The sequence below is a fragment of the Paenirhodobacter sp. genome (genome assembly GCF_050177655.1).
Classification (GTDB): Bacteria; Pseudomonadota; Alphaproteobacteria; order Rhodobacterales; family Rhodobacteraceae; genus Rhodobacter.
This window is the reverse complement of the sequence record NZ_JBFXGV010000007.1, coordinates 93,507-102,683: the sequence shown is the minus strand read 5'-3', so window position 1 is coordinate 102,683 and position 9,177 is coordinate 93,507. Positions and strand designations below refer to the sequence as shown.

The 9,177-nt window shown below is 67.9% G+C and carries 9 protein-coding genes; 5 read left to right on the top strand and 4 right to left on the bottom strand.

What is annotated here, in order from left to right:
* Nucleotides 1-98 precede the first annotated feature (98 nt).
* Nucleotides 99-1,016 carry a carbohydrate kinase family protein gene (locus AB7U46_RS05190; RefSeq protein ID WP_428335875.1) on the top strand — a complete coding sequence of 306 codons (918 nt, stop codon included), beginning with the start codon at nucleotides 99-101 and terminating at the stop codon, nucleotides 1,014-1,016.
* Nucleotides 1,013-2,083 carry an ABC transporter ATP-binding protein gene (locus tag AB7U46_RS05185; protein WP_428335874.1) on the top strand — a complete coding sequence of 357 codons (1,071 nt, stop codon included), beginning with the start codon at nucleotides 1,013-1,015 and terminating at the stop codon, nucleotides 2,081-2,083. Before AB7U46_RS05190 ends, AB7U46_RS05185 begins: the two co-directional genes overlap by 4 nt.
* Before the next feature lie 57 nt (nucleotides 2,084-2,140).
* Here AB7U46_RS05185 and AB7U46_RS05180 read toward each other — a convergent pair whose 3' ends face one another.
* The 3 genes from AB7U46_RS05180 to AB7U46_RS05170 form a co-directional block, all read right to left on the bottom strand.
* Nucleotides 2,141-3,358, bottom strand: a complete 1,218-nt coding sequence (locus tag AB7U46_RS05180) for a TonB-dependent receptor (protein ID WP_428335873.1) — start codon at nucleotides 3,356-3,358, stop codon at nucleotides 2,141-2,143.
* A 14-nt stretch (nucleotides 3,359-3,372) separates the two neighbouring features.
* A complete protein-coding gene (locus AB7U46_RS05175) occupies nucleotides 3,373-4,218 on the bottom strand; it encodes a TonB-dependent receptor plug domain-containing protein (RefSeq protein ID WP_428335872.1) in 846 nt (281 codons plus the stop codon).
* A gap of 89 nt (nucleotides 4,219-4,307) precedes the next feature.
* Nucleotides 4,308-4,715 (bottom strand): hypothetical protein, encoded by a 408-nt coding sequence (locus AB7U46_RS05170; protein ID WP_428335871.1) that lies wholly within the window; start codon nucleotides 4,713-4,715, stop codon nucleotides 4,308-4,310.
* A 262-nt stretch (nucleotides 4,716-4,977) separates the two neighbouring features.
* On the opposite strand from AB7U46_RS05170, the gene AB7U46_RS05165 reads away from it, so the two are divergent.
* Genes AB7U46_RS05165 through AB7U46_RS05155 form a run of 3 tightly spaced genes read left to right on the top strand, consistent with a single transcriptional unit; the run spans nucleotide 4,978 to nucleotide 7,588 of the window.
* The gene (locus AB7U46_RS05165) at nucleotides 4,978-5,787 is read left to right on the top strand and encodes a UDP-2,3-diacylglucosamine diphosphatase (RefSeq protein ID WP_428335870.1); all 810 of its coding nucleotides are present in this window, start codon (nucleotides 4,978-4,980) and stop codon (nucleotides 5,785-5,787) included.
* 2 nt (nucleotides 5,788-5,789) lie between these two features.
* Nucleotides 5,790-6,917: a ceramide glucosyltransferase gene (locus AB7U46_RS05160; RefSeq protein ID WP_428335869.1), complete on the top strand. Its 1,128-nt coding sequence runs from the start codon at nucleotides 5,790-5,792 to the stop codon at nucleotides 6,915-6,917.
* On the top strand, nucleotides 6,914-7,588 hold the full coding sequence (locus tag AB7U46_RS05155; protein ID WP_428335868.1) for a glycosyltransferase family 2 protein: 675 nt from the start codon (nucleotides 6,914-6,916) through the stop codon (nucleotides 7,586-7,588). Before AB7U46_RS05160 ends, AB7U46_RS05155 begins: the two co-directional genes overlap by 4 nt.
* A gap of 79 nt (nucleotides 7,589-7,667) precedes the next feature.
* On the opposite strand, the gene ccrA is transcribed toward AB7U46_RS05155, so the two are convergent.
* Nucleotides 7,668-8,963: a crotonyl-CoA carboxylase/reductase gene (gene ccrA / locus AB7U46_RS05150; protein ID WP_428335867.1), complete on the bottom strand. Its 1,296-nt coding sequence runs from the start codon at nucleotides 8,961-8,963 to the stop codon at nucleotides 7,668-7,670.
* Nucleotides 8,964-9,177 lie beyond the last annotated feature (214 nt).

Sequence of the window (9,177 nt, the reverse complement as noted above, 5' to 3'; positions counted from 1 at the left end):
CTCCTGCCCGCGGCGCAGCATTTCATGGTGGACTTCGCCGCCTCCCGCGTGCCCGATGTCGGCACGCCGCTGCGCTCCTCCAAGGTGACGAAGGTCGAATGATGCGCCCGCTCGCCACCCTCGGCAATGTCAACGTCGACCTGATCCTCGGGCCGCTCACGCCCTGGCCGGTGCCCGGCTCCGAGGTGCTCTGCCCCGAGGAGGATCTGCGCGTCGGCGGCGCGGCGGGCAATGCCGCGCTCGCCTGGCAGGCGATGGGACTGCCGTTCCAATGCGTGGCGAGCACCGGCTCCGATCCGTTCGGCGACTGGCTGCGGGCGGGGCTCGGCGCCGCCTCGGCACGCTGGACGCGCAGCGCGGGCGCGACGACGATCTCGGTCGGTGTCACCCATCCGGGCGCCGAGCGCACCTTCCTCACCACCCGCGGCCATCTGCCCGAATTCGGCTGGGCCGATGTCGAGGCACAGCTCGACTGGACGGCATTGCGCGGCGGCACGCTGCTCCTTTGCGGCTGCTTCCTGATGGACCGGCTCAGCGCCGATTACGATCGCCTCTTCACCCGCGCCGAGGCCGAGGGCGTCGCCATCGCGCTCGACACCGGCTGGCCGCTCGAGGGCTGGACCGAAGCGATCCGCGCCCGCGCACTCGACTGGGTCGCCCACTGCCGCCTCGTCCTTTTCAACGAGGTCGAGGCCACCAGCCTCACCGGCCTCTCCGATCCGGAAGCCGCCGCCGAGGCCCTTGCCCGGCGGATGCCCGAGGGCGCCATCGCGGTGGTGAAACTCGGCCCGCGCGGCGCGCTCGTCCATCGCGGCGGCATCAGCTGGCGCGCGTGTGCCCCCGCCGTCGCCGTGAAGGACACGATCGGCGCGGGCGACGTGTTCAACGCCGCCTTCCTCGCCGCGCTCGCCCGCGACGCGGACCTCCCCGCCGCACTCGCACAAGCCGTCGCCACCGCCTCGCGCGCGGTCTCCACCGCGCCGCGCTGCTACATCCCTGAGGAGCTTTCCGCATGAGCACGCTCGAGCTGCGCGGCATCCGCAAATCCTTCGGCACGATCGAGACGCTGCGGGGCATCGACCTCGAGCTCGGTACTGGCGAGTTTCTCGTGCTGCTCGGCGCCTCGGGCTGCGGCAAGTCCACGCTGCTGAGCATGATCTCGGGCCTCTCCGAACCGACCTCGGGCGAGGTCGTGCTCGACGGCCGCGCCCTCAACGGCGTGCATCCGAAGGATCGCGACATCGCGATGGTGTTTCAAAGCTACGCGCTCTATCCGAACCTGACGGTGGCGCGCAACATCGGCTTCGGCCTCGAGATGCGCGGCATCGACCGCCCCACGCGCGAGGCCGCCGTGGCCGAGGTGGCGCGGATGCTGCGCATCGACCACCTGCTCGATCGCAAGCCCGGCGATCTGTCCGGCGGGCAGCGCCAGCGCGTCGCGATCGGCCGCGCGATGGTGCGCAAGCCGCGGCTCTTCCTCTTCGACGAGCCGCTCTCCAACCTCGACGCCAAGCTGCGGATGGAAATGCGCAGCGAGATCAAGCGGCTGCACCAGATGCTCGGGGTCACCGTCGTCTATGTCACCCATGACCAGATCGAGGCGATGACGCTCGCGACGCGGATCGCGGTGATGAAGGACGGCAAGATCGAACAGCTCGGCCCGCCCGAAGAAATCTACAATCGCCCCGCCTCGCGCTTCGTGGCCGAGTTCATGGGCGCGCCGCCGATCAACATGCTGCCGGCGACGGCGGTCGAAGGAGGGCTGCGGATCGGGGCGACCGATCGCCTGCTGCCCTGCACGCCGCCCGCCGCCGCGGTCACGCTCGGCATTCGCCCCGAAGCGCTGCGCCCCGCGCCGAGCCCGGGCGCGATCACGCTTGCCGGCACGATCGACATGGTCGAGCTGACCGGCCCCGAGCAGATCGTCACCCTCGACCTCGGGCAGGACCACATCGTCGCGACGCTTTCCGCCGATCTCGCGCTGGCGCGCGGGCAGCGGCTGGAGCTGCATCTCGATCCGGCGCGGGTTTCGGTCTTCGACGACGCCTCGGGCCTGCGGATTTCCCCCGACCGCCTGGGCTGAGCCGGGGCTGGCGGCGCGCCCGATCGGCGCGCCCCCGTTTCATCGGAGCCTCCCGGCTCAGAAGGTCATCTGCATCGTCAGATAGACCGTCCGCCCCGGTTCGTTGACGCGCGCGACGGTGGTGTCGAACACGCTCTTGCGGCTCAGGTGCTTCGCGTAGGTCTTGTCGAAGACGTTGTCGACGCCACCCACGAGCCGCAGGTTCTCGCCCAGCGCGTGGCTCGCGAAAAGATCGAGCGTCGCATAGCCCACGCTCTTGCCCGGGTCGATGGCGAGATCGACGCGGGTCTGCCCGGTCGCCCAGTTCACCCGCCCGCCGGCCTGCCAGCCCTCGCTGTTCCAGGTCGCGCTCAGGCTCCCCTCGAGCGGCGGGATCTGCGCAAGCGGCGCGTGATCGGTGCTGTTCTGCCCATGGGTCCAGGTCGCGTCCCCGGCGAGGGTCCAGTCCCCCGTGACCCAGCTGCCCGAGACCTCGACGCCCTTCAGCACCGCCTCGACGTTGCGATAGATCGTGCGGTTGCTCGTGGTGCCCATCATCGTGACGGCGACGCTGTCCTGCAGGATATAGTCGTCGACATGGTCGTAGAAGGCGCTCGCGTTCAGCGTCCAGTTCGCCTTCGCGGTCTGGAAACCGATGTCGAACTGGGTGTGCTTTTCCGGCGCGATGTCGGGATTGCCGACCCAGGTCGCCATCCCGTTCATCCCGCGCGCCATCGCCCATTCGTTCGTATCCGCGGTGCGCACCGTGCGCGAGAGCCCGGCGAAGCCCTTCGTCTCCGCATCGAACGCATGTTCGAAGCGCAGAAGCCCGCCGATATTGTCCTCCGTCCGGGCCTTGTCGAAGGTGGTGCCGTAGACCTGGCGATAGTAGTCGTTCGGGGTCTTGCCGGTCATCCCCACGACGGTATTCGCCTTGCCGGCATCGGCGCGGACATGGTCATAACGCAGCCCGAATTTCACCGTGTCGCGCGCGTTCAGCGCGGTTTCCGTCTGCGCATAGAGGCCGAGCTGCGCTATCGTCACATCGGGCCAGGTCAGCGAGGAGGGGTTCGCCAGATTGATCATCGCCGGCGACATCGCCATGTAGCCCCAGGCGGTGCGCTGGTTCGATTGATAATCGACGCCGACCGTCGCCTTCGTGCGGCCGAAGTCGAGCTTGCCCTCGAGCTTGCCGCCCACCGTGTCGGAGGTGGTGGGCGAAAGCATCGCCATGCCGCTCGGTGTGCGCAGCGAATAGTTGTCCATCGTGTGATCGACGTTCGAGCCGAAAAGCACGCCTTCGATCCGGTTCAGCGCGCCGGCATCGAGATCGACCCGCCGCGCAGCCGGTAGGTCACCGTCTTCGACAGCGGGCTGTCCATGCTCGCCCCGGCGAATTCGACATCCTCGGCGCGGTCCGTCTCGACGTCGAAGGCGAGATCGACGCCGTTGTCGCGATAGCCGAGGGTCACCCCCGCGCTCTTCTGCGTATAGCTCGAGCGCACCTTGTGCCCCGATCCGTCCTCGTAATCGGAGGCGGTCTTCGCCTCGCCCGAGGCCTCGAGATAGAAGCCATGACCAAGGTCGACCGCGACGGTGCCGGCCACCGCGCCGCTGCCGCCATTGTCCGCCCCACCGAGGGAGAAGCTGCCGCTGACCGGCTTGCCGCTCTCGAAGCTCGGCGCCTCGCGTTCAAGCCGGATCGTGCCGGCGGGCGCGCCGGGGCCGTTCGTCACGCTCGCGTAGCCCTTTTCCACCACGACCCGGCTGGCCCGGTAGAAGGTCGCGATCGAGGAGGGCGGGTCCATCCGGTTCGGGCAGCCGCCATAGGTGAAGCTGCCCGCGTCGATCACGTTCAGCTGGTTCTTCGACATGCCGCGCAGGATGATGTCGATGCCGTGCCCGCCCATGCGCGAGCCGGAAATCCCCGGGATGGTGGACAGCAGCGCGCCACCGTCGAGCGCGGCGGGAACGCTCATCGCGCCGGGGCTGAAGGTCGTGACCGTGCCCTCCTCGGTGATGCCATCGAGCTGCACATAGATCGGCTCGAGCGCGGTTTCGGGTTTCTTTTCGGTGGTCTCGGCGAGCGCCACGGTGGAAATCGTGCCAAGCAGCACGGCGGTCACGCCAAGGCGCGCCGGGAAGAGAAGGCTCATTCGGGTTCTCCTGGAATCCTGGTCTGATGCAGGCGCGCGCAAAGAGGCCGGCGCGCCGGGTCACTTGCCCCGCCGGGGCGGAGCGTCGGTCAGACGGAAACCGGGGGGCCGCGGATGCTGCGGCTGTCGTCGCGCCGGGCTGCAGCCAGCACACGCGCCGCGGGGGGCGGCAGGTCGATGTCGTGGAGAATGCGGGCGAAACCGGGCAGCGGCTGGGCGGTGGCGACAAGCCCGACCCCGACGATGCAGAACGGGCATTTGGGCGCGCCGGAACCGCTTTCCGGATCCGCCTCGCGCACTGCGCCGGAGATGAGATCGATCACGATCGTGCGCAGCCCGGTGCCGTCGCAGAGCTCGATCAGCGCCTCGTTCGGGCCGGGAACCGGGCGGTTCGCGCCCGGCTGATAGGCCATCGCGACCTGCAGCGCGAGAAGCACGGCAAGCGCCACGGCAAAGATGCCGCGCAACCCCGCTCCGATGCCCCTCACGATCCGCATGGGGGCATCTGATCGGCGCTCACGAAAAGTTCAAGGCAGTCCCCCGCCGAGCCGCCGGCGCGGGCCGCGGTGTGGCGCGCCCGCCACGGCCATTCCGCCCGCCGCCGCGCTGGGCAGAAGCGAAAGATCACGACTATTTTCACTCGGAGCGCGATTTTTCTCTCGCTGCACTGCGGCATTTGTCACATAATTTTGCACAAGCGTCACGAAACCTTCGTGCGTTCCGCGCATTGGGAAGATGTGCCATCGTGAGGAAATGATCATGCCCCTTTCGACGATCAACCCGACCCAGCGCAAGATCTTCCGCACGCTGTTCGTTTCAGACCTACATCTTGGGGCCCGAGGCAGCCGGGCAGAACGGTTCCTCGAATTTCTGAACGGGGTCGAGGCGGAAACGATCTATCTCGTCGGCGACATTCTCGACATCTGGCACACCGGGCGCGTGTTCTGGGGCGAGGCGCAGCAGGGCATCCTGGCCGAACTCGCGCGGCGTGCGCGCTCCGGCACGCGGGTGATCTACCTGCCCGGAAATCACGATGCGGCGCTGCGCGACCATCCCAGCCCGCGCTTCGGCGAGTTCGAATTGCACGAGACGATCACCCATGAGGCCGCCGATGGCGCGCGTTATCTAGTGTTGCACGGCGATCAATGCGACGCGCGGATCTTCCGCTGGCATGTGATGACGCGGATCGGCTCGCGCGCCGATGCGGCGCTGCGGGCGATCGACCAGTGGCTCAAACTGCATCTGCATCGCACCACCGAACGCGGGCTTTGCGAGCTCGCGATCTCGGGGGTGAATGCGCTGATGCTGGTGGGCAACCAGTTCGAGGAACGCCTCGCCGCGCGGGCGCGCGAGGCGGCGCATGACGGCGTGATCTGCGGCCATTTCCACAAGGCCGCGCTGCATGTGCGCGAGGGGCTGACCTATGCCAATTGCGGCGACTGGGTGGACAACCAGACCGCGCTCGTGGAAACCTTCGACGGTTCGCTGCAAATGCTGGAATGGTCCGGCGAGACCCGCAGCGCCGAGATCTGGCAGCCGGCCGCCGTTTCGGCCGTCGTGACGGAGTGACAATGACCCTGCTTTTCGCCCTGCTTGCCGGTTTCGTCCTGCTCGCGCTTTCGCTGCATCTCGCCTCCGCCGCGCTGACCGCGTGGCGCTATCTCGTGCCGGGGCACGAGACCGAAATCGCGGGAACCCCGTTCATCACGCTCCTGCGCCCGGTCTGCGGCCTCGACGCGCATGACGAGGAAACCCTCGCCTCCTCCTTCAAGCTGACCTGGCCCGCGCATGAGCTGATTTTCTGCGCCGCGCGGGCGGATGACCCGGCGGTCGCGCTGCTGGAGCGGCTGATCGCCGAACATCCCGGCTGCAATGCGCGCGTGCTGACCGGCGAGGAGATGATCTCGGGCAATCCGAAGCTCAACAATCTCGAGAAGGGCTGGCGCGCGAGCCGCGGCGAGTTCATCGCGATGGCGGATTCGAACCTGCTCCTGCCGCCCGATTATCTCGAGCGGCTGCTCGGCGCCTGGAGCCCGGGCACCGGGCTCGTGACCTCGCCGCCGATCGGCACGCGGGCGGTCGACCTCGCCGGTTCGCTCGAATGCGCCTTCCTCAATTCGTTCCAGGCGCGCTGGCAGCTCGCCGCAGACAGTCTCGGCAGCGGCTTCGCCCAGGGCAAGACGCTGTTCTGGCGCCGTGACGTGCTCGAGCGCGCCGGCGGCCTGGCCGCGCTCGGCCGCGACCTCGCCGAGGATGTCGCCTCGACGAAGGCGGTGCATGCGCAGGGACTCAAGGTGCGGCTGGTGCGACAGGCCTTCACCCAGCCGATCGGCCCGCGCAAGACGCGCGCGGTCTGGGACCGGCAGCTGCGCTGGGCGCGGGTGCGGCGTGACGGTTTCCCCGGGCTTTTCGTGCTCGAGATCCTGCTCGGGCCCTGGCCGCCGGTGCTGGCGCTCATTGGCCTTTTCGGGCTTTGGGGCGCGGCGGTGGCGCTGCCCTTCCTCGCGCTCTGGTATGGCGCGGAAATCGCGCTTTGCCGCGTCGCGCAGTGGCCCTGTGCCGCGCGCGACATCGCCGCGATGGGCCTGCGCGATCTGATGCTTGCGCCGCTCTGGGTCACCACCTGGTTCAAGCGCGGCTTCGAATGGCGCGGCACGGCGATGGATGCGCCGGGCATCGCGCATGAGGTCAAGGCATGAGCGGGCTGAGCTGCGTCATCCCGGCCTATAACGAGGCGCCGCGGATCGCCGCGGTGCTGCGCTCGGTCGTCGGCCATCCGGCGATCGACGAGGTGATCGTGGTCGACGACGGCTCCTCCGACGGCACCGCCGAGGCGGCCGCGTTGATCGAGGGGATCCGACTGATCCGCCTGCCGCAGAACCGCGGCAAGAGCTGGGCGGTTTCGGTCGGCATCGAGGCGGCCTCGCAGCCGCTGATCCTGTTTCTCGACAGCGATCTGCTCGGCCTCGGCCCCGAGGCGCTCGAGGCGCTGGTCGCCCCGGTGCGCGAGGGCCGCGCCGATGTCTCGATCAGCCTGCGCGGCAATTCGCCCTGGCCCTGGCGGGCGATCGGGCTCGACTATATCTCGGGCGAACGGGTGATGCCGAAGGCATTGATCGGCGAGACGGAGGCGCTGCGCGCGCTGCCGCGCTTCGGCCTCGAGGTCTATCTCAACCGGCGCTGGATCGGCTCGCGGCAGCGCATCGCCGTCGTCCGCTGGCCCGAGGTCGCGAGCCCCTGGAAAGGCGCGAAACGCGGCCGCTGGGAGGGCGTGAAGGCCGATGTGAAGATGCTCGCCGACATGTTCCGCACGATTCCGCTGCATCACGCGGCGGGGCAGATCTGGGCGATGCGCCGGCTTCGGGCCTGATTTCCCCAAATTTCCGGAATGATCGAAAACTGAAAAACCCGCGCCGAAGCGCGGGTTTTCGTTTCTTTGCCTGACGTGCTCAGCGCTTCGTCGGGCCGGCGTCGAGGGCGTCCTCGAAGGTGCGCAGGCCGGTCTTCGGCGCCTGCACCAGAACCGCCATGTTGCCCGGCTTGTGCTGATTGCGCAGCATCTTGGTATGCGCCATCGGGATCTCGTCCCAGGGGAAGACCTCCGACATGCAGGGGTCGATGCGGCGCTCGATCATCATCCGGTTCGCGGCCGAGGCCTGCTTCAGATGGGCGAAGTGCGAGCCCTGCAGACGCTTCTGGTGCATCCACATGTAGCGCACGTCGAAGGTGCAGTTGAAGCCGGAGGTGCCGGCGCAGATCACCACCATGCCGCCCTTCTTGCAGACGAGCGAGGACACCGGGAAGGTCGACTCGCCGGGGTGTTCGAAGACCATGTCCACGCTCACGCCCTTGCCGGTGATGTCCCAGATCGCCTTGCCGAACTTGCGCGCTTCCTTCAGCCAGGTGTTGTACTCTTCCGAGTTCACCTTGGGCAGCTGCCCCCAGCACTTGAAGTCCTTGCGGTTGATCACGCCCTTGGCGCCGAGGCTCATCACGAACTCGCGCTTGTCCTCGTCGGAGATCACGCCGATCGCATTGGCGCCTGCCGCGTTGATCAGCTGGATCGCGAAGGAGCCAAGCCCGCCCGAGGCACCCCAGACCAGCACGTTCTGACCCGGCTTCAGGTCATGCGGCTTGTGGCCGAAGAGCATGCGATAGGCGGTGGCGAGGGTCAGCGTGTAGCAGGCCGCCTCTTCCCAGGTGAGGTGCTTCGGCCGCGGCATCAGCTGCTGCGCCTGCACCCGGGTGAACTGCGAAAACGAACCGTCGTTCGTCTCGTAGCCCCAGATCCGCTGGCTGGGCGAGAACATCGGGTCGCCACCGTTGCATTCCTCGTCGTCGCCGTCGTCCTGGTTGCAGTGGATCACGACCTCGTCGCCCACCTTCCAGCGCTTCACCTTGTCGCCCACCGCCCAGACGATGCCCGAGGCGTCGGAACCGGCGATGTGATAGGGCTGCTTGTGGCCGTCGAAGGGCGAGATCGGCACGCCGAGACCGGCCCAGATGCCGTTGTAGTTCACGCCGGCCGCCATCACGAGGACGAGCACTTCGTGGCTGTCGATTTCCCAGGTCGGCACGACCTCCTGCTGGAAGGACTGCTCGGGTTCGCCGTGACGTTCGCGCCGGATCGCCCAGGCGTACATGTTCTTCGGAACATAGCCGAGCGGCGGCATCTCGCCGATCTCGTAAAGGTCCTTCTCCGGCGCTTCGTAGGGCGCAATGCCGGTGTTCTGGTCGAGGGCCATGCACATCTCCTGTCTCTCGCCGCGCCGCAGAATCGGGCGGGGTTCGAGACAGGGGATAATATTGCTCGCGCAACAATGCAATGCCTGACGTTTGCATTTTGTAATTTTGTGTCCCGCCCGTGAGCCAACTCCTGCCAATGGGGAGGCTGCGACAGGGAGTCTAAGGAAAAACGCGCGCGCGCGTATGACGCCGCGGCGCGGCGAATTGACAGGG

Coding starts and splice junctions, on each gene's coding strand:
- AB7U46_RS05190 (WP_428335875.1), top strand. CDS start 99: ATGATGCGCCCGCTCGCCACCCTCGGCAATGTCAACGTCGACCTGATC.
- AB7U46_RS05185 (WP_428335874.1), top strand. CDS start 1,013: ATGAGCACGCTCGAGCTGCGCGGCATCCGCAAATCCTTCGGCACGATC.
- AB7U46_RS05175 (WP_428335872.1), bottom strand. CDS start 4,218: ATGAGCCTTCTCTTCCCGGCGCGCCTTGGCGTGACCGCCGTGCTGCTT.
- AB7U46_RS05170 (WP_428335871.1), bottom strand. CDS start 4,715: ATGCGGATCGTGAGGGGCATCGGAGCGGGGTTGCGCGGCATCTTTGCC.
- AB7U46_RS05165 (WP_428335870.1), top strand. CDS start 4,978: ATGCCCCTTTCGACGATCAACCCGACCCAGCGCAAGATCTTCCGCACG.
- AB7U46_RS05160 (WP_428335869.1), top strand. CDS start 5,790: ATGACCCTGCTTTTCGCCCTGCTTGCCGGTTTCGTCCTGCTCGCGCTT.
- AB7U46_RS05155 (WP_428335868.1), top strand. CDS start 6,914: ATGAGCGGGCTGAGCTGCGTCATCCCGGCCTATAACGAGGCGCCGCGG.
- ccrA (WP_428335867.1), bottom strand. CDS start 8,963: ATGGCCCTCGACCAGAACACCGGCATTGCGCCCTACGAAGCGCCGGAG.